This is a genomic window from Iodobacter arcticus (assembly GCF_042664895.1).
Classification (GTDB): Bacteria; Pseudomonadota; Gammaproteobacteria; order Burkholderiales; family Chitinibacteraceae; genus Iodobacter; species Iodobacter arcticus.
Window position 1 is genome coordinate 180,696 of the sequence record NZ_JBHTBQ010000044.1, and the last position, 19,009, is coordinate 199,704.

General features: G+C 47.1%; 18 protein-coding genes. 7 read left to right on the top strand and 11 right to left on the bottom strand.

The features are described from left to right. The first annotated feature begins 193 nt into the window (after positions 1-193). From fdxA to rplI, 5 genes are all read left to right on the top strand, one after another. Positions 194-517 carry a ferredoxin FdxA gene (fdxA, locus tag ACFQNF_RS18345; protein ID WP_046351879.1) on the top strand — a complete coding sequence of 108 codons (324 nt, stop codon included), beginning with the start codon at positions 194-196 and terminating at the stop codon, positions 515-517. A 119-nt stretch (positions 518-636) separates the two neighbouring features. Continuing rightward, positions 637-1,002, top strand: a complete 366-nt coding sequence (rpsF, locus tag ACFQNF_RS18350; RefSeq protein WP_380189428.1) for a 30S ribosomal protein S6 — start codon at positions 637-639, stop codon at positions 1,000-1,002. A 53-nt stretch (positions 1,003-1,055) separates the two neighbouring features. Further along, positions 1,056-1,361, top strand: coding sequence for a primosomal replication protein N (gene priB, locus ACFQNF_RS18355; RefSeq protein WP_380189430.1), 306 nt, complete (start codon positions 1,056-1,058; stop codon positions 1,359-1,361). Positions 1,362-1,369: 8 nt separating this feature from the next. Further along, complete coding sequence (rpsR, locus tag ACFQNF_RS18360; protein ID WP_046351876.1) at positions 1,370-1,597, top strand: 30S ribosomal protein S18; 228 nt, start codon at positions 1,370-1,372, stop codon at positions 1,595-1,597. Positions 1,598-1,612: 15 nt separating this feature from the next. Continuing rightward, entirely contained in the window at positions 1,613-2,062 is a 450-nt protein-coding gene (gene rplI, locus ACFQNF_RS18365) for a 50S ribosomal protein L9 (RefSeq protein ID WP_380189432.1), read from the top strand. A gap of 83 nt (positions 2,063-2,145) precedes the next feature. Here the strand turns inward: rplI and ACFQNF_RS18370 are convergent, their stop codons facing one another. The 8 genes from ACFQNF_RS18370 to hemN form a co-directional block, all read right to left on the bottom strand. Continuing rightward, positions 2,146-3,684: a SpoVR family protein gene (locus ACFQNF_RS18370; protein ID WP_380189434.1), complete on the bottom strand. Its 1,539-nt coding sequence runs from the start codon at positions 3,682-3,684 to the stop codon at positions 2,146-2,148. Beyond that, on the bottom strand, positions 3,681-4,958 hold the full coding sequence (locus ACFQNF_RS18375; RefSeq protein WP_380189436.1) for a YeaH/YhbH family protein: 1,278 nt from the start codon (positions 4,956-4,958) through the stop codon (positions 3,681-3,683). Before ACFQNF_RS18375 ends, ACFQNF_RS18370 begins: the two co-directional genes overlap by 4 nt. Positions 4,959-5,039: 81 nt before the next feature. Continuing rightward, positions 5,040-6,962, bottom strand: coding sequence for a PrkA family serine protein kinase (locus ACFQNF_RS18380; protein WP_046351872.1), 1,923 nt, complete (start codon positions 6,960-6,962; stop codon positions 5,040-5,042). A gap of 202 nt (positions 6,963-7,164) precedes the next feature. Then, on the bottom strand, positions 7,165-8,115 hold the full coding sequence (locus ACFQNF_RS18385) for a GGDEF domain-containing protein (protein WP_380189439.1): 951 nt from the start codon (positions 8,113-8,115) through the stop codon (positions 7,165-7,167). Continuing rightward, positions 8,115-8,732, bottom strand: a complete 618-nt coding sequence (locus tag ACFQNF_RS18390; RefSeq protein WP_380189441.1) for a chemotaxis protein CheC — start codon at positions 8,730-8,732, stop codon at positions 8,115-8,117. Before ACFQNF_RS18390 ends, ACFQNF_RS18385 begins: the two co-directional genes overlap by 1 nt. Next, positions 8,729-9,097, bottom strand: a complete 369-nt coding sequence (locus ACFQNF_RS18395) for a response regulator (RefSeq protein ID WP_380189443.1) — start codon at positions 9,095-9,097, stop codon at positions 8,729-8,731. The genes ACFQNF_RS18390 and ACFQNF_RS18395 overlap by 4 nt, the downstream gene beginning before the upstream one ends. Before the next feature lie 151 nt (positions 9,098-9,248). Further along, positions 9,249-9,908, bottom strand: coding sequence for a sulfite exporter TauE/SafE family protein (locus ACFQNF_RS18400; protein WP_380189445.1), 660 nt, complete (start codon positions 9,906-9,908; stop codon positions 9,249-9,251). Between the two features lie 4 nt (positions 9,909-9,912). Beyond that, entirely contained in the window at positions 9,913-11,316 is a 1,404-nt protein-coding gene (gene hemN / locus ACFQNF_RS18405) for an oxygen-independent coproporphyrinogen III oxidase (RefSeq protein WP_380189447.1), read from the bottom strand. A gap of 134 nt (positions 11,317-11,450) precedes the next feature. On the opposite strand from hemN, the gene fnr reads away from it, so the two are divergent. Next, positions 11,451-12,200, top strand: a complete 750-nt coding sequence (gene fnr / locus ACFQNF_RS18410; RefSeq protein WP_380189449.1) for a fumarate/nitrate reduction transcriptional regulator Fnr — start codon at positions 11,451-11,453, stop codon at positions 12,198-12,200. A gap of 6 nt (positions 12,201-12,206) precedes the next feature. Beyond that, on the top strand, positions 12,207-12,926 hold the full coding sequence (locus ACFQNF_RS18415) for a hypothetical protein (protein ID WP_380189451.1): 720 nt from the start codon (positions 12,207-12,209) through the stop codon (positions 12,924-12,926). A 68-nt stretch (positions 12,927-12,994) separates the two neighbouring features. On the opposite strand, the gene ACFQNF_RS18420 is transcribed toward ACFQNF_RS18415, so the two are convergent. From ACFQNF_RS18420 to ACFQNF_RS18430, 3 genes are all read right to left on the bottom strand, one after another. Continuing rightward, a complete protein-coding gene (locus tag ACFQNF_RS18420; protein ID WP_380189453.1) occupies positions 12,995-14,344 on the bottom strand; it encodes an efflux transporter outer membrane subunit in 1,350 nt (449 codons plus the stop codon). A 73-nt stretch (positions 14,345-14,417) separates the two neighbouring features. Beyond that, entirely contained in the window at positions 14,418-17,555 is a 3,138-nt protein-coding gene (locus ACFQNF_RS18425; RefSeq protein WP_380189455.1) for an efflux RND transporter permease subunit, read from the bottom strand. A gap of 218 nt (positions 17,556-17,773) precedes the next feature. Then, positions 17,774-18,934 carry an efflux RND transporter periplasmic adaptor subunit gene (locus tag ACFQNF_RS18430; RefSeq protein WP_380189457.1) on the bottom strand — a complete coding sequence of 387 codons (1,161 nt, stop codon included), beginning with the start codon at positions 18,932-18,934 and terminating at the stop codon, positions 17,774-17,776. Between the last annotated feature and the right edge of the window lie 75 nt (positions 18,935-19,009).

Genomic DNA, 19,009 nt, shown 5'->3' on the forward strand with positions numbered 1-19,009 from the left:
TGAGCAAGCCTCGGTAAGAGCAATTAAGATTTGCCACCCCTCTTTTTTGCCGAGTTATCGCCGCTGATTCTTTACAAATAACCACGTTATCACTTCTAATCAGTGGCGCTCTGCTAAAATCGGGCTGTTATGCCAACATAGCAAACGGCTTAAGTGCTTAAGAAGTGCCTCATATATATAAAAGGATTCAATCATGACGTACGTAGTGACCGACGCCTGTGTAAAGTGTAAGTACACTGATTGCGTCGATGTATGCCCAGTAGACTGCTTTCGTGAAGGCCCGAATTTTTTAGTGATTGATCCTGATGAATGCATCGACTGCACACTCTGCGTTGCTGAATGCCCAGTTGAAGCCATTTATGCAGAAGACGATGTCCCTGCTGATATGCAAGACTATATTGAGCTCAACGCCGAAATGTCTAAAATCTGGCACGCCATTGTAGAGAAAAAGGACCCGCTTCCCGATCATGAAACATGGTCGACAGTTAGCGGCAAGATCGGGCACATCGAGCGCTAAGCATTCATATCGGATAGCGCTTGAGTCGCGGCGTATTATCCGGTATGATCCGCCCCTCTTAACAACCCTTGCCTGACCGTAGTCGCACGCGGCAGGCTTAACATCCATAAGGAGATGTCATGCGACATTACGAAATCGTATTTATCGTGCATCCGGATCAAAGCGAACAGGTTCCAGCGATGATTGATCGCTACAAGACCCTGATCACCAACGGTGGTGGTGCTATTCACCGCCTTGAAGACTGGGGCCGTCGTCAGTTAGCTTACCCGATCCAAAAGATCCACAAAGCTCACTACGTCATGATGAACGTCGAAATCAGCCAATTGATTTTGGACGAACTCGAACACGCCTTCAAATTCAATGACGCCGTTCTGCGCCACATCACTCTGCGCACAGAAACTGCTGTTGTTGAAGCTTCCCCAATGATGAAGGAAGAGAAGTCCAAGTCCCTGACTCCAGCCGCCGAAGGCGTTCCTGCTGCCTAAGGTAATAAGTAAGCACTGCGAAATTTTCGCATTGCTTACTATGGACTACTAAATTGGACAAACGTAACCGAGTACTCATTGACGGTACCGTTATCAAACGAAGCGATTTACGTTACACCCCTGCCGGAACACCTGTTTTAGAAATGGTGATTACTCACCTCTCTGAACAGGTTGAGGCAGGTAAACACCGTAAGGTGGAGTGTGAAGTGGCCATGATGGCACTCGGCGATATTGCAGCACGACTTGCCTCTATTCAAATTGGGCAACGACTCGCCAGCAAAGGTTTTATCGCCGCAAAAAGTAATCGTTATCGCAATGAGCTTGTGTTGCATCTCGAAGAATTTGAATTGTTGAATTGAGGTTTATCATGTCGCGTCATCTGTTCAAGCGGAAAAAATTCTGCCGCTTTACCGCCGAAGGCATTGCCCACGTGGATTACAAAGATATTGCTCTGTTAAAAGACTTTATCTCTGAAAACGGTAAGATCATTCCAGCTCGTATCACTGGTACTAAAGCTAAGTTCCAACGCCAACTGTCTGAAGCCATCAAAGTAGCTCGTCTGCTTGCGCTTCTGCCATACACCGACCAACACTAAGCGAGAGGAATAAAAATGCAAATCATTCTGCTCGAAAAAGTAGCAAACTTAGGTGGTCTTGGTGATGTGGTTACAGTAAAAGACGGTTACGCACGTAACTTCTTGGTACCACAAGGCAAAGCAAAACGTGCAACGACAGCTAACTTAGCTGAATTTGAAGCGCGTCGCGTTGAGCTTGAAGCTCGTCAAATTGAGATCATTGCTTCGGCAACTGATCGCGCGGCGAAGCTGGAAGGCACTTCTGTTTCTATCGAACAAAAAGCCGGTGTTGATGGCCGTCTGTTTGGTTCAGTTAGCACACAAGACATCGCTGAAGCATTCGTTGCTGCTGGCTTTGTTGTTGCTAAATCTGAAGTTCGTCTGCCTGAAGGTCCTTTCAAGCAAATCGGCGAATACGATGTTGAACTTGCTCTGCACCACGAAATCGTAGCGGCAGTAAAAGTGACTGTTGTTGGTATTAACTAATCATTACGATTAATTAATAGCTTCACATACAAAAACGGCAATCCTCGGATTGCCGTTTTTTACTGCCCGCTAGCAACCTCAAACTACCCCCCTCTTTTTTCCAGTTTACATTCATAGCTTAGCAATACCCGGTTTTTCTCATCCACACTTTCCAGTTTGACCGAAAACCCCCACAGCCGTGAAATATGCCTAAGCACCTCATGCACACTATTACCTAATGGCCTGCGCTGGTATTGATAATGCCGCAGTGTTAAAGACCTATCCCCCTGTGTATTGGCTTCATACACCTGAATGTTTGGCTCCCTACCGGCCAGATTATATTGATCTGCCAGCTTTTGCCTGATATCCAGATAGCCCGCCTCATCATGAATCGCCGCCACCTTTAATTTAGGCAAATAATCATCATCCAGAATGGCAAACAAGCGAAACTCACGCATTAATTTAGGCGAAAGATACTGCAAAATAAAACTCTCATCCTTAAAATTACGCATTGCAAAATCAAGCGTTTTTTTCCAATCCGTATTGGCTAAATCCGGAAACCAAAGTTTATCCTCCTCGGTAGGCTCTTCACAAATACGCCGCAAATCACGAAACATCGCAAAGCCAAGCGCATATGGGTTAATCCCATTAAACCACTTACTCGTAACGGGCTGCTGAAACACCACATTGGTATGACTATGCAAAAACTCCAGCATAAATGCATCGTCCACCAAACTCTCATCGTACAGTTGATTCAGCAAGGTGTAATGCCAGAAAGTGGCCCAGCCCTCATTCATGACCTGCGTTTGCCGCTGCGGATAAAAATACTGTGCAATTTTGCGAATAATCCGCACAATCTCTCTTTGCCACGGCGCTAATAAAGGTGCATATTTCTCAATAAAATACAGCAGATTTTCTTGTGGCTCAGAAGGGAAACGGCTTTCCTCATGCGTTTTTTCTTCTTCGTTACGCTTAGGAATAGTGCGCCACAGCTCATTAATCTGTGATTGCTGATAGTTTTCCCGCTCCGATTGCTTTGCTAATTCCAATGAAAGTGATAATTTTTGCGGCCGTTTATAGCGATCAACACCATAATTCATCAGCGCATGACAAGAATCGAGCAATTCCTCCACCTTATCTTCGCCATATCTTTGCTCACACTGGGCAATATAGTTTTTTGCAAAGACCAGATAATCAATAATGGCTGTTGCATCCGTCCAGCTCCTGAATAAATAATTACCTTTAAAAAAAGAATTATGACCAAAAGCAGCATGCGCAATCACCAGCGCCTGCATCGTCATGGTGTTTTCTTCCATTAAATAAGCAATACAAGGGCTGGAATTAATCACAATTTCATAAGCCAAGCCCATTGCGCCGCGCTGATACGATTTTTGCGTGGATAAAAAATGCTTGCCGTAACTCCAGTGGTTATACATCACCGGCATGCCTACTGAGGCATAGGCATCCATCATTTGCTCCGCAGAAATCACCTCCAATTGATTAGGATAGGTATCTAGGCCAAATTGCTTGGCCACACGCGCGATTTCCCGATAGTAATCATCAATTAAATCGAAAGACCATTCCGAGCCGGTTGATAATAATTTTTTTGCGCGCGTTTTTTTTTGGCGTGTATTGGTACTCATGCCCCCCCCCTTGCGCTGACTTTCTTAAATAACTCTTTAAAAATAGGCCAAATCTCTGCGGGATTACGAATACGCCGCATGGTGAAATGTGCGTGTTGCTCGGCCACTTTTTCGTATTCAAACCAAAGATTCTGCGGCTCTCCTTCTGTGATTTCCACATAAGCGTAGTACTGCAAAAGCGGCATAATTTCAGCGCTTAATAATTGCCGGCATTGTGGTGAATCCGAATCCCAATTATCCCCATCGCTGGCTTGGGCCACGTAGATATTCCAATCTGCATCAGGATAACGCTCATCAATGATTTTTTTGGTGAGTTTTAATGCTGAAGAAACCACCGTACCGCCCGTGTCTCTTGCATGAAAAAAATCATGTTCATTCACCTCAGTAGCCTGGGTATGGTGACGAATAAATACCACCTCTATTTTTTCGTAGGCACGCACCAAAAACAAATAAAGCAAAATAAAGAAACGCTTAGCAATGTCTTTTTTGGCTTCATCCATTGAGCCGGATACATCCATCACGCAAAACATCACCGCCTGCGTAGTGGGCTTAGGTACGCGAATACGATTGGTGTATTTCAGATCAAAGGGATCAATATAAGGAATACAAACCAACTTTGCTTTTAATTCACGAATAATCGCCTGCAAGGTTTGAACTTCCTGCGATCTTTCTCCTTGAGTTTCAAGCAGTTCATCTAATTGCTCTTGTAGGGTATTTAATTCTTCTAATGGCCCTGCAGATAGAGCAATGCGCCGCCCCAATGCTGCACGCAGACTGCGTAGCACATGGATATTGGTCGGCGTGCCATCGGAAGTAAAGCCAGCCCTTACCGGCTTCATCACCATGCTTTGTTTTAATTGTGTTTTAACTAAATTGGGCAATTCCAGATCATCAAAGAAAAACTCAAGAAATTCTTCTTTGCTTAATTCAAAAACAAAATCATCTTCACCATCTCCGCCATTGCCCGCACCGCCATTCCCTCCTGCACCCTCTTCGCCTGCTGGGCGGTCAATTTCATCGCCCCGGCTATAACGATCATTCCCAGGAAAAACCCGTTCCCAAATCCCACCTTGTGCATGGGCAAAGCCAGGTTCATTAATGTCTTTAACAGGAATGGATACTTTCTCGCCACGCTCGATATCGGTAATCGATCTGCCATTAACGGCACGCGTTACCGCTTCTTTAATTTGCCCCTTAAAACGACGAAGAAACCGCTCCCGATTTATCGCCGACTTATTTTTACCATTTAAACGCCGATCAATCATATGAATCATGATGCAACCCCAGTGAGGCGTGAGGCGCAAGGAGTAATCTCGAGCCTCTCCACCTCGATTTCACCCCTCAGCCCCACTGGATTACGACGATTTACGGACTCTTAAATACCACTCGCACAAGAGCCTGACCTGTTTCGGCGTATAGCCTTTGCTCACCATCCGATTCACAAAATCTTCGTGTTTACGTGCATCATCATGACTTGCCTTGGCATTAAATGAAATAACCGGCAGTAACTCCTCCGTATTAGAAAACATTTTTTTCTCAATCACAGAGCGTAATTTTTCATATGAAGTCCAAGCGGGGTTGTTCCCCCCATTATTGGCACGGGCTCTCAATACAAAATTAACAATTTCATTTCTAAAATCTTTAGGATTAGAAATGCCCGCAGGCTTTTCTATTTTTTCCAGCTCATTATTTAAGCTAGTTCGATCAAATGATTCCCCTGTGTCTGCATCGCGATACTCCTGATCCTGAATCCAGTAATCGGCCAATGTGACATAGCGATCAAAAATATTTTGCCCATATTCGGAATAACTTTCCAAATAGGCTGTTTGGATTTCTTTGCCAATAAAATCAACGTATTTCAAAGCCATAAACTCTTTGATATAGGAGATATATTTTTGCTCTAGCTCGGCAGAAAATTGCTCGCGTTCGACTTGTTGCTCTAGTAAATACAATAAATGCACAGGGTTTGCTGCAACTTCTGCATGATCAAAATTAAATACTTTAGATAAAATCTTGAAGGCAAACCGTGTAGATAAACCATTCATGCCTTCATCCACACCTGCAAAATCGCGGTATTCCTGAATCGATTTTGCTTTTGGATCGACATCTTTTAAATTTTCACCGTCGTAAACCAGCATTTTAGAAAAGATGCTGGAGTTTTCTGGCTCACGCAGACGCGAAAGTATTGCAAACTGCGCCATCATTTTTAAAGTACCCGGAGCGCAAGGCGCTTTAGATAAAGAAGAGTTAAGCACTAATTTTTCATAAATCTTTACTTCCTCACTCACCCTTAGGCAGTAAGGCACTTTCACAATATAAATACGATCTAAAAAAGCTTCATTATTTTTATTATTTTTGAATTGCTTCCATTCTGATTCATTAGAGTGAGCTAACACCACACCATCAAAGGGAATAGCGCCAAAGCCTTCAGTGCCCTTAAAGTTACCCTCTTGAGTCGCCGTCAATAAAGGGTGCAGCACTTTAATCGGTGCTTTAAACATTTCCACGAACTCAAGCAAGCCTTGATTGGCTAAGCACAAACCGCCTGAGTAGCTATACGCATCAGGATCATCCTGTGCGTATTTTTCTAATTTACGAATATCCACCTTACCCACCAAGGCGGAGATATCCTGATTGTTTTCATCTCCTGGCTCAGTCTTAGCGATGGCCACCTGGCGTAATACCGAAGGATGGCGCTTTACCACTCTAAACTGATTAATATCCCCATTAAATTCGTGAAGGCGTTTTACGGCCCAAGGGCTTGGAATGGTTTTTAAATAACGGCTGGCAATACCAAATTGCTCTTCTAATAAGCTGCCATCTTCATCCGCATTAAATAACCCCAAAGGCGACTCGTTCACTGGCGAGCCTTTAATGCAATAAAAAGGCACGCACTCCATCAATTCTTTTAATTTTTCAGCGATCGAGCTTTTACCACCCCCTACGGGGCCAAGCAAATAAAGAATCTGCTTCTTTTCTTCCAAGCCTTGAGCGGCATGCCGGAAATAAGCCACCACTTGCTCGATCACTTCTTCCATGCCATAAAATTCACGAAATGCAGGATAAATGCGAATCACTTTATTCTGGAAAATACGTGACAAGCTGGAATCAAGCCGAGTATCAATCAACTCTGGCTCGCCAATCGCCATCAGCATCCGCTCTGCTGCGGTAGCATAAGCAACCTGATCTTGTTTACATAGCTCCAGATAGTCCCTAAGGGACATTTCTTCTTCGCGTGTGCGCTCATATCGTGCCGCAAAATTATTAAAGACATCCATGACGCCTCTCCTCACCGTGTATGTCATACGAGTGGTACCGCGATCGCCGCACCTCTGCATTCTTTATAGACATAGTAAAGTTGATTATTTCAAAAAATTACGTGCACATTGCTAATAAATTTAAGCTAGGCACTTTGTTTGTACAGAATCCAGCAAAAAAAAAGAGCCCAACGGGCTCTTTTTAAATATGCAATATAAATAATCAATCTCGCAAAGTGACGGAAAAAACGGTCACCCGATTACGCCCATTCTGCTTGGATGAATACAAGGCCAAATCTGCTTCTTCAATCACTTGTTGCGGGTTTTTTACCCCAAAGTGGCATTCAGAAAGGCCTAGACTGGCTGAAATTTCAATTTTATTCTCGCCCACTTGTACAGGTGTTGAGCATAAAATCTCCCGGATTCTTTCTGCGGCAATTTCTGCCCCCGCCAAATCTGTTTGTGGCAGCAGGAGTAAAAATTCCTCACCGCCATAACGACCAAATACATCCGTATCTCTTAATGTGGTGAGCACCCGGGATGCAACAACACGCAACACCTCATCCCCTGCAACATGACCATAGTGATCATTCACCCGCTTAAAGCGATCCAAATCAAACAAAATCACGGTAAAAAATGCAGCCTGATAGCGAGACATCCGCTCCAGCTCCTGCGTAAAACGCATATCAAGATAACGGCGGTTGTATATACCCGTTAAACCATCACGATTAGAAAACTCTTCAAGCTTTCCCATGGCCTCTTGAAGCAGGTTTTGTGCAATGGCATTATCAGTCACATCAAATAAATTCACGGTAACTGCATCAACCTCACCCAATTCATTGCGCACAGGCATAAAGGTGGTGTTTTGCTGCATAAAATCCATACCACCTGTAATAGGGCGGTTATGTGGAAATTTAAACAAATACGGCCTTTGTTCCCATGAGGTAAAAGCAAAGTTTTTAAGCACAAAAACACTTTCAATTTTTTTGCTAAGCCACTTCTCTGGCAATTCAGGAAACAGCTCAAATAAATTTGAGCCTATCGCTTGCTCAGCGGCAATGCCACTATGCTGAGCCATAAAACGATTCCACAGCAAAATACGATAATCGCGATCCAGCGAAAAAACGCCGACGCCGACTTCATTAACGATAAAATCACATAATCTTTCTTGCATTAGATCTTGTCCATAAACGCATCGATGGCCAGTTGCAATCGCAAAATGGATTCCTCTGGCATTAATGTGAGTAAGTGGCAGGTGAAATCACGAATTTCCAAAGTGAAATGCACTTCAACCAACAAGGCGTAATTCCAGGTGATCTGCTTGATATTGATCAGCTGATCCACCTCAACGTTTTCCGCCATAATGGTGGGCGCAGAAAAAACTAACGAAGCCCCTAATAAATCGGCCACGCCATTTAAACAAGCACCCACCAATACATTACCCACATCTAAAAGTAATTCCCGCTCGGCAGTGCGATCAATTACGCCATCATAGCCCATCAGATCAGCCAGGTTTCTACAGCCATACTGGTCATAAACCACCATGGCCTCACCCGATAAAGAGCCATTAAATGATTGACGAATCGCCGTTGCCGCACTTTTGGCACCAATCATATGCACAATATTATGGCTAATAGATGATGATTGAATAATATTAATGCGTGGAACAGATAGCTTAATAAATGTATTTAGAATTTGTGCCAGCTGCGCGCCTGCACGGCCCATAGCAATATTGGTAATTTCTTGCAAGGCATCGGTTTGCTCTTCTGTCAAAAACAATTCTTCATTCATAAAGCGATTCCATATTCGCGCAAAATAATCTCAATATCAGAAGCTTTCACAGGTTTTTGAACAAAGGCCGCAGCCCCCAATTGTCGCACACGCTCACGCGCGAGTACTTGAATATCCGCCGAAACCACGACGACATAACTATTTAAACCTTCTTTTTGCAGCGTTTCTAATACAGCATAACCATCCATCAGCGGCATGGTTAAATCTAAAAACATCACATCTGCTTGACCTGCTCGATAAGCTGCTAGTGCTTCAATACCATTACATGCTTGCGTGATGTCAACATCCCAATTCTTAGGCAAAGCCTTGATCAGCATTTTTCTGGCCATAGCAGAATCATCAACAACCAAAATGGGGGTAGGCATTTTTTTAAAAATCCTTTTTTATAAAATGACTGCAAAGCGCCAGATTCAATAGCTATTTTTTTATTTTAAAACATCATCCACCCAAGCATCCGCAAAAAAAATTGATAACAATCAGCTCATATTTACGTTCACTTTACACAAGAAATCATGACTAAAACATAAATTGAATCAATCGATAAGCGCCTAAAAGCATCAAACCTCCACCAAACAAATAGCGTAAATATTTATTCTTAAACAGCTGTCGCAACTGTTCTGCAAAGGCGGACATCAGCAGTAAATTGGGCAGTGTGCCTAAGCCAAAAGACAGCATAATTAAAGCACCGTACCAGGGGCTGGCACTGGCAAGTGCGTTTAAAGAAGCGGTATAAACCAAACCACAGGGCAACCATCCCCACAAAGCCCCTACAATCAGCGTATCCGGCCATCTTTTTATCGGTAAAAATAGCCGCATATAAGGTTGAATTTTAAGCCATAAAGGGCGCCCGGCTTTTTCCAGCAATAAAATAATAGATGACCAGCCCGCCATATAACTGCCAAGCAAAATCAATAATAAATTGGCAAGGATAAACAAGCCGCTTTTCACGCTTTGTAATGAAAGCAACACAGACAAAGAGCCTAGCAAGCCCGCAAGCATACCAATCAGGCAATAGCCCAGCAAGCGACCAAGGTTAAACCCCAAATGGTAATGCCAGCGTGGGCCCTTTGGGAGCTGCAAACTAAAGGCGGCAACGACACCACCGCACATTCCAACACAATGCCCGCCCCCTAATAAACCGGCTAAAAACAAAGCAAGAAAATCTAATTCCAGCATTAGTTTATATCAACTTAGAATAGCTCCCTGCGCGAGGGGCATGACGCAAATAGCGATCAAAAACCATGGCAATCGAGCGGATCAAAAAACGCCCCTTAGGACTAACAATGATTGAATCGTCTCTCACCTCAAGCAAACCCTGAGCTTGAAGCGGCATAAGCAAAGCAAGCTCTTCAGAGAAATAGCTTTTAAAATCAATCAAATAAGCCAATTCTACAGGCTGAAAACTCAATTCAAACTGGCACATTAAAGATTGAATCACCGAGCCACGCAAAAAATCATCGTGTGTGATCATCAAGCCACGCTCTATCGGCAAACGATCTTTATCTAAGGCCAGATAATAAGCATCTAAATCTTTTACATTCTGGGCAAAACAATTGGCCACTTTGCCGATTGCTGACACACCAAAAGCCATCAGATCGCAATCGGCATGCGTTGAATAACCCTGGAAATTCCGATGCAACTGCCCTCTTCTTTGAGCAATTGCCAGCGGATCATCAGGTAAAGCAAAATGATCCATGCCGATATAGATATAACCCGCGGCAAGAAGCTGATTCACACTGCTTTGCAAGATGTCGAGTTTACCCTCTGTTGAGGGTAGCTGCCCAGCATCAATGCGTCTTTGCGGCATAAAACGCTCGGGCAAATGGGCATAGCTATACAGGGCCAGCCGATCTGGGCGCAAAGTGAGGACACGCTCAATCGTCTGGTACATCCGGGCCTGAGTTTGATGCGGCAAGCCGTAAATCAGATCAATACTCACGGACTTAAAGCCATTGGCACGTGCGGCATCAATCACCGCTCTGGTTTCTTCCTCGGTTTGAATCCGGTTCACCGCTTTTTGCACCTGCGGATCAAAATCCTGCACGCCCACGCTCATGCGGTTAAAGCCAATTTGCCCTAACAATGCCACAGTCGCCGCACTGACTTTGCGAGGATCGATTTCAATTGAAAACTCGCCATCAGGCTTTAAATCGAAATAATGACGAATACCGTCCATTAATCGCGTTAATTGTGCATCGCTCAGAAAAGTGGGTGTGCCGCCGCCAAAATGCAACTGAGAAATCTTGCCACGCTTAGTTAATAATGCGGCCTGTATTTTTACTTCTTTAAGTAGATAATCGAGGTATTGATCCGCTTTACCCTGATCTTTTGTAATGACTTTATTACAGGCGCAGTAATAACAAATGGTATTGCAAAAGGGCAAGTGAAAATACAATGACAGCGGTTTTATTCCAATACCGGGCTGTTGCTGGCGCACACTTTGCTCATAGCGATCTGCATCCATTACAGCAAATCGATCCGCAGTGGGGTAGGATGTATACCTTGGCCCTTTCCCGCTGTGTTGGCTTATCAAGTTTCGATCAAAATCAAGTGGCTGTAAGACCGTAACATTATTTTGAAGCATGCTGTTTTATCCTTATTTATCATATGAGTGCAGCTTGCCTAGATTCATTTTTTATAACCTTGATCGATATCAATATCTGCACCGGAAATAACTTGCAGTGATGGATATCTTAAAACACTGAATTGAAACGCCCAATGACACCGACATCTCATATTCCAGTACGTGACCTTAGCCTCAAGCACCTGCGCCAAAGCTGCATTAATTGCAGTTTGCGTGAGCTTTGCTTGCCGATTGGTCTTTCCGCTGATGAAATGCGCGAGCTTGATCACTTAATTACCCAAGCCAAGCCGATTAAGCGCGGTGAAGCGCTCTACCGTGCAGGAGAGCCATTTCGCTCCCTGTTTGCGATTCGCTTAGGTTTTTTTAAAGCCAGCGTAATTTCTGAAGATGGTCGCGAGCAAGTCACCGGCTTTCATATGACCGGTGAGCTCATGGGCATGGATGCGGTTAGCTCTGATCTGCATACCTGTGATGCCATTGCCTTAGAAGACAGCGAAGTCTGCGAGCTGCCTTTTACTGATATGGAAGAACTCAGCCGCCGCATCCCGATCTTGCAACATCATCTTTATAAAATGATGAGCCGCGAAATTGTGCGCGATCATGGCGTGATGCTTTTATTGGGAAATATGAAAGCAGAAGAACGTATTGCGGCTTTCTTGCTAAATTTATCTCAACGCTTTGCCATTCGGGGATATTCTGCCAGCAGCTTTCATTTACGCATGACGCGTGAAGAAATCGGCAGCTATTTAGGCCTTAAGCTTGAAACCGTGAGCCGCTCATTATCAAAATTCCAAGAGAACGGCTTAATTAAAGTGCAAAACCGCTTGATTGAAATTCTCAATCCTGAGGCACTCAAACAATTGATTAACAACTGCCAACAATAAGCCACTATGACTCTATTCAATGGCCCTGTTTTATTTCTTGCCCCAGCGGCCATTCTAGAGTCATTGCAATCTCGGCTTAAACCCTTGCAAATGGCACAGCTCATGCTGCTGCCGCTTGATATGCAATCGCAAATCCCCTCTTTACCCCACAATGGCCTGCTTATTTCTGCAGGCCATGCTGATTTAGCAGGCTATTTGCAAAGCGCTCAATGGGCGCAGGCACAAGGCTGGCATCATATTGATCTGGCCCTGATTGGCGAGCCTCAGTGCGCCGCACAATTAGGCTGGATGATGGCCGCCAGCGGCGACGACACAGCCCTACAGCTTGCCGCCCCTCTGCTCGATGCCTTAGCCCCGGCAGGTCGCAACAGCTGGCTGCATGCCGGCGGCAAAGGCGCAGCCAGCTTTTTGGCGCTGCTACAGCACATCATGATGCAGCCCCTTATTGAAAGCTGGAAAGTCATCTTTCCAAATGGCAAGCCATCACCCAAAGCTGATTTAAGTAAGCTAGCCGAGCTGCAAACCGCACAATGGCAAGCCATCGCCCCGCTTTGCCAGCAATATTTAGCTTTGGCAGAAAATAGATCTTTTCAAGCACTGCACACACAGCTCAGCGCCTTCAGTTTGCCAGAGCATCAAGAGCCAGCAGCTGCGCTAGCGCAATTTTTAATGCAGTTTTTTCGCCGTGCAAACACGCCCGCATCTCATCATCAGCCAAACAGTTGATCTATCAAACAATAAAAAACAGCCCCAACTGGGGCTGTTCGCTTATAAAACCAATCAACTAGCGCGTATTACTTCCCGCCCAAAGCCTTAAACGCTTGTGCCGATGCAGCTAAACGAGCACGACGCGTTTCGATCAGGCCCTGGCTGGCCGCGTAAAACTCACGCTGCGCATCCAGCACATCCAAATAGCCCGACAAGCCTGATGCATAGCGTGCTTCTGCAAGTTTCAGGCGCTGCTCCTGCCGATCAGCAAGGCGTTGCTGGGCTGTTAGCTGCTTACTCAACCATACCTGATCAGATAACACATCGGCGGCGTCTTTAAACGCCAGCTGAATGGTTTTTTCGTATTCAGCCACGGCAATCACTTTCCGGGCTTCCGCAATATCAGCGCCAGCACGCAAGCGTCCACCATCAAACAGCGGCAGGCTGATTTGCGGTAAAAAACTCCATGCACGGTTGCCGCCAGAGAATAAATCCTCCAGCTCATTACTCATCACACCGCCGCTGCCCATTAAAGTGACTTTAGGAAAGAAGGCCGCGCGAGCCGCACCGATATTGGCATTAGCTGCAACCAGCTTTTGCTCCGCAGCGCGCACATCTGGGCGCTCGAGCAAAACGGTAGAGTTTAATCCGCTGGGCAACTGAACGACTTCCGCATTTAAATTGGCCGCAGGCAGGCTCACCGCCTCACCCACCAAAACAGCGAGCGCAGTTTGCGCATTGACAGATTGCCGGGCTAAAGCCGCATGATCGCTGCTTGCGCTATCTTGAGCTGCTTCGGCCTGCAACAGATCAAGGCGATTAGCCACGCCCACATCCATACGGCGCTTCACCACCCGCAAACTTTCGGCCCGCGCCGTAGCGGTTTGCTCGGCAAAGCTGCTGCGTGTCTGTAGGGCTTGAGCGCTGTAATAGCTATTGGCCACATCGGCAATCAGCGTGCTGCGTACCGATTGCTGCGCCTCTTCACTTGCCAGATAGTTGGCCTTGGCCGCTTCACTTAAACGACGCACACGGCCCCAGAAATCCACCTCGTAAGAGAGCAGCGCCAGATTAGCCTCATAGCGGCGGCTGATATCAGCGTCTGGATTGTTGCGGCTGATATTGCCCGAGCCATTGGCATTTACTGAAGGCAAAAAATCCGCCTTCTGAATACCATACAAGGCACGGGCTTCTTCGATTCTGGCCGTGGCGATTTTTAAATCGCGGTTATTAGCCAGTGCTTTTTCAATCACCGCACGCAAAGCAGGATCGCTAAAGTAACTGGCCCATTGCGGTGTATCCACATCCGCAGGTTGGCTACCCACCACACTGGCAACAGGCGCTACAGGGCGAATGTAATCCGGCCCCATCGCGCATGCGCCCAAGCCCAGCGTCATCGCCAGCAGCAGGGTCTTAGACATTAATTGTTTTTTCATACATTTATTACCTATTGGTTCGCGTCATGATTCGAAGAGCGGACGCACCGCCCTTCGAAGACCGGCACGTCTATTAACGATGGTCATCTGCGATTTCGTCGCTGCGTACCATGGTTTTCTCAGGGAAGAAGCGGCGCACCACCACAAAGAACACCGGCACTAAGAACACCGCAAATACCGTAGCCGTAATCATCCCACCCATCACCCCTGTACCAATGGCACGTCGGCTTGCTGCACCGGCACCGGTACTCATCGCCAGCGGCAATACACCGGCAATAAAGGCAAACGAAGTCATCAGAATCGGGCGGAAGCGTAAACGGCAAGCTTCCAGCGTGGCATCGATTGCGCTCATGCCCTGACGCTGCAAATCGCGGGCGAATTCGATAATCAGAATCGCGTTCTTTGCAGACAAACCAATAATGGCGATCAGTCCCACCTTAAAATAAACATCGTCTGGCAAACCGCGCAATGTCATGGCGGCCACCGCACCAAAGATACCCAGCGGCACCACCCACAGCACAGCAAACGGGATCGACCAGCTTTCATACAGCGCGGCAAGGCATAAGAACACGATCAGAATCGATAAGCCAAACAAGAAGGGCGCTTGCGAACCAGACAGGCGTTCTTCAAACGAAGTACCCGACCATTCAAAGCCCACGCCAGGCGGCAATTGCTTCGCCATTGCTTCCATCGCATCCATCGCCTCACCCGAGCTTTTACCAGGGGCTGGGCCGCCAGAAATCTTAAATGCAGGCAAGCCGTTATAGCGATCCAGCGCAGAAGCACCCGCCTGCCATTTGGCCACGGCAATTTCAGACAGCGGCACTAGATTACCCGCACGGGTCTTCACTTGCAGCTTAAGTAAATCGTCTGGTGAAAGACGGCTTTCCGGCGTGGCTTGCATCAAAACACGCAAGATACGGCCTTCGCGCACAAAGTCATTCACATAGGCAGAACCTAATGAAATCGCCAGTGTGCTATTAAGCTCGGCCATATCAATACCCAGCTGACTGGCTTTTACTTTATTTACATCAAGTAAAAGCTGCTGGCCCGGCTCTTGACCATCAGGGCGCACCCCCGCCAAAGCTTTATTTTGCGCAGCCATGCCCAGCAACATATTGCGTGCTTCATAAAGGCGATCACGACCTAAACCAGCACGATCTTGCAAGCGGAAATCAAAACCACCCACCGAGGCTAATTCAGGAATCGGCGGCACATTGGTGGCAAAAGAGAACGCTTGTTTAATGCGGAACAACATCATATTGGCGCGTTGCACCACAGCCGCCACCTGATCATCCGGCTTAGGACGATCTTTCCAGTCTTTTAAGGTGACAAAGGCCAGCGCCGCATTTTGGCCGCGACCAAAGAAGCTAAACCCCACAATCGCAATCACACGATCCACTTCAGGCTGCTTTACAAAGTGTGCCTCAACCTGCTCAACCACTTCCAGCGTACGCTCACGCGTCGCGCCTGCAGGCAATTGCACCACGCTAATAAAGTAACCTTGGTCTTCGTCAGGCAGAAAAGACGTTGGCAAGCGCGACATCAACCAGCCGGTAGAGGCCAAAATCAAAGCAAAAAACAGCAAGGACAAACCGGTCTTGCGTATGCATGTCCCTACCCAGCCCTGATAGCGGATCGTTAGAGCTGCAAACTTGCGGTTAAACCACCCCAAGAAACCCTTGGTGCCATGATGCTCTCCCTTTTTCAAAGGCTTGAGGAACGTTGCGCACAATGCAGGCGTTAAGGTTAAAGCCATCAGCGCCGAGAAGAACATCGTCAGCACCAAGGTTACCGAGAACTGGCGATAAATCGCGCCCACCGCACCCGAGAAAAACGCCATCGGCACAAACACGGCGGTTAGCACCAAGGTAATGGCGATAATCGGGCCAATAATCTGCCCCATCGCTTTTTGCGTGGCTTCGCGCGGGGCAAGACCCTCTTCAGACATAATCCGTTCGACGTTTTCGATCACCACAATGGCATCGTCAACCAAGATACCAATCGCCAGCACCATGGCAAACATCGTCAGCACATTGATCGAATAACCAAACAACTGCAAACCCACCAAAGCACCCAACAGTGCAATCGGCACCACAATCGTCGGAATCAGCGTGGCGCGGATATTACCCAAGAACAGGTACATCACAATAAATACCAAACCAATCGCTTCAACCAGCGTGGTCAATACTTCCTTGATCGAAACATCCACAAACTTAGAGGTATCGTAAGGCACTTCAACCGCAATACCCTTAGGGAAGAACTTAGACAACTCATCCAGCTTGGCTTTTACCGCCTTGGCGGTTTCAAGCGCATTGCCATCAGGAGACAATTTAATCCCAATCGCCGCGATGCTCTTACCATTTAAACGCGCCAATACACTGTAATCGGATGCGCCCAGCTCAACCTTAGCCACATCTTTCAGGCGCAATTGCGAGCCATTTTTGCCATCGCGCAGCACAATATTGCCAAACTGCTCAGCCGTTAAATAGCGACCTTGCGTCACCACGGTTGCGGTAAATTGCTGGCCCGGCGGGGCGGGCAGCTGACCAATTTCACCCGTGGCCAATTGCACGTTTTGCGCACGCACTGCAGCCAGTGCTTCGGCGGCAGACAGTTTAAAGCCTGCCAACTTAGCCGGATCCAGCCAAATACGCATGGCGTATTCAGAGCCAAACAACATCGCCTCGCCCACACCCGGCACACGGCGAATGGAATCGATCACGCTAGAATTCACATAACTACCCAGCGCTACATTGTCGTAACTACCATCAGGGGACAGCAGCGTCACAAACATCAGGTAATTACTACGCGATTTAACCACCTGCACGCCTTGCTGGCGCACTTCGCTTGGCAAACGCGCTTCAACCCGCTTCACACGGTTTTGCGCTTCTACCGAGGCGATATCTAGATCTGTGCCCGGCTTAAACGTCAGCGTAATCGCCATATTACCGGCGCTATCGCTGTTGGAGCTCATATATTGCATGTTCTCCAAACCGTTCATTTCCTGCTCAATCAGTGCAGTAACCGTTTCCTCCATCACCTGCGCACTCGCGCCGGGATAAGTCGCGTTAATCGTTAAAGCGGGCGGAGCCACTTCGGGGTATTGAGAGATCGGCAGGCTTTTGAAAGCCAGCAAACCTGCCAAAACAATAATAATGGCGATCACCCAAGCAAATACGGGGCGATCGATAAAAAAACGAGCAAACATAAACTCTCCTAATACACTAGTGCCGCGCAGTAAGACTCCACCCAAAACCCAAATCTCAAAACACGGAGGGCACGGAGAACACGGAGTTTCACGGAGAAAACCTACTGTGTTTTTCTCCGTGCTCCTCTGTGCTCTCTTTTTCCTCTGTGGTTAAAGGTTTGGGTTTGGGGTGCCACTGCGTTGGACTACTGATGATGCCTAAGCATCATCAGTAGCAGCTATTTTTTTGCAGGGGCAGAAGCAGGGGCAGCCGCATCAACCGGATTCACCACCGCGCCGGGGCGTACTTTCTGGATGCCATCGATCATCACGCGCTCGCCGCCTTTTAAGCCACTCAACACAATCCAATCTTTACCCGAAAAGCCGCCGGTTTTCACAGGCGCAGGGGCGACTTTATTGTCGCTACCTACTACATAAACGAACTGGCCCTGTGGCGATGAAACAATCGCTTGTTGCGGCACACGTACCGTAGCGTCCATCGCACCCTGCGCAACCCTTACCGTGGCAAACATGCCGGGTAACAACAGATGATCCGGATTAGGGAATTCAGCACGCATCGTCACTGTGCCCGTTGTCGGATCAATGGTTTGCTCGGCAAAGAGCAATTTGCCTGTATGGGCATAGCTAGAGCCATCTTCCAGCAGCAAATCAACCGGTAGCGAGGCTTGCTTGAGCTTGCCCGCCTTAGTCAGTTGTTTTAAGCGTAATAGATCAGCACCAGACTGGTTGAAATCCACATACACCGAATCCAGTTGCTCGATCGTTGCCAAAGGCGTGCCTGTCCCTTTATTCAGCAGCGCGCCTTCTGAAACTAAAGCACGGCCAATGCGGCCACTGATCGGCGCTTGCACGCTGGCGTACTCCAGATCCACGCTACTGCGGCGCACTTCTGCTTCAGCTGCGGCCACTTCGGCTTCGGCTTGTTTAAGCTGTGCCTCGGCCTGATCAAATTCCTGACGGCTTACACCCTGCTCGCCCACAAGCTGGCGATAACGATCAGCTGTTTGTTTGGCAATCAGCACACTCGATTTAGCCTTGGCCAGCGCAGCTTTTGCCGTTGCGGCATTCGCCTCCAGCACACGCGCATCAATCTTAAATAAAGACTGGCCCGCTTTGACCTCACCGCCTTCATTAAATAAACGCTTTTCTAAAATACCATCTACCCGCGCCCGTACTTCAGCAGTACGCACGGCAGTAATCCGACCGCTTAAATCACGGGTCAGCGCAGAGCTGCCCGCCTGAACCGTGATCACGGTAACTTCAGGTGGTGGCATGCCGCCACCCGCACCTGCAGGCCCGCCTTCTTGCTTACCGCAGGCGGCCAATACTGCGACTACGCCCAAAACCAAAACCACACTTTTTTTAAGTGAAGGAAGCATTCCTAATCCTTTGTAATATGACATCGTTTAATTTATGCCTATAAATTTCAATAGTAATGAGATTGCATTTCATTT

Bases quoted from the DNA above. Each gene is read 5' to 3' on its own strand.
- rplI (WP_380189432.1), top strand. From the start codon at position 1,613: ATGCAAATCATTCTGCTCGAAAAAGTAGCAAACTTAGGTGGTCTTGGT.
- ACFQNF_RS18415 (WP_380189451.1), top strand. From the start codon at position 12,207: ATGACTCTATTCAATGGCCCTGTTTTATTTCTTGCCCCAGCGGCCATT.
- ACFQNF_RS18425 (WP_380189455.1), bottom strand. From the start codon at position 17,555: ATGTTTGCTCGTTTTTTTATCGATCGCCCCGTATTTGCTTGGGTGATC.
- ACFQNF_RS18420 (WP_380189453.1), bottom strand. From the start codon at position 14,344: ATGAAAAAACAATTAATGTCTAAGACCCTGCTGCTGGCGATGACGCTG.
- ACFQNF_RS18370 (WP_380189434.1), bottom strand. From the start codon at position 3,684: ATGAGTACCAATACACGCCAAAAAAAAACGCGCGCAAAAAAATTATTA.
- ACFQNF_RS18395 (WP_380189443.1), bottom strand. From the start codon at position 9,097: ATGCCTACCCCCATTTTGGTTGTTGATGATTCTGCTATGGCCAGAAAA.
- rpsR (WP_046351876.1), top strand. From the start codon at position 1,370: ATGTCGCGTCATCTGTTCAAGCGGAAAAAATTCTGCCGCTTTACCGCC.
- hemN (WP_380189447.1), bottom strand. From the start codon at position 11,316: ATGCTTCAAAATAATGTTACGGTCTTACAGCCACTTGATTTTGATCGA.
- ACFQNF_RS18430 (WP_380189457.1), bottom strand. From the start codon at position 18,934: ATGCTTCCTTCACTTAAAAAAAGTGTGGTTTTGGTTTTGGGCGTAGTC.
- ACFQNF_RS18385 (WP_380189439.1), bottom strand. From the start codon at position 8,115: ATGCAAGAAAGATTATGTGATTTTATCGTTAATGAAGTCGGCGTCGGC.
- fdxA (WP_046351879.1), top strand. From the start codon at position 194: ATGACGTACGTAGTGACCGACGCCTGTGTAAAGTGTAAGTACACTGAT.
- ACFQNF_RS18380 (WP_046351872.1), bottom strand. From the start codon at position 6,962: ATGGATGTCTTTAATAATTTTGCGGCACGATATGAGCGCACACGCGAA.
- rpsF (WP_380189428.1), top strand. From the start codon at position 637: ATGCGACATTACGAAATCGTATTTATCGTGCATCCGGATCAAAGCGAA.
- fnr (WP_380189449.1), top strand. From the start codon at position 11,451: ATGACACCGACATCTCATATTCCAGTACGTGACCTTAGCCTCAAGCAC.
- ACFQNF_RS18375 (WP_380189436.1), bottom strand. From the start codon at position 4,958: ATGATTCATATGATTGATCGGCGTTTAAATGGTAAAAATAAGTCGGCG.
- ACFQNF_RS18390 (WP_380189441.1), bottom strand. From the start codon at position 8,732: ATGAATGAAGAATTGTTTTTGACAGAAGAGCAAACCGATGCCTTGCAA.
- ACFQNF_RS18400 (WP_380189445.1), bottom strand. From the start codon at position 9,908: ATGCTGGAATTAGATTTTCTTGCTTTGTTTTTAGCCGGTTTATTAGGG.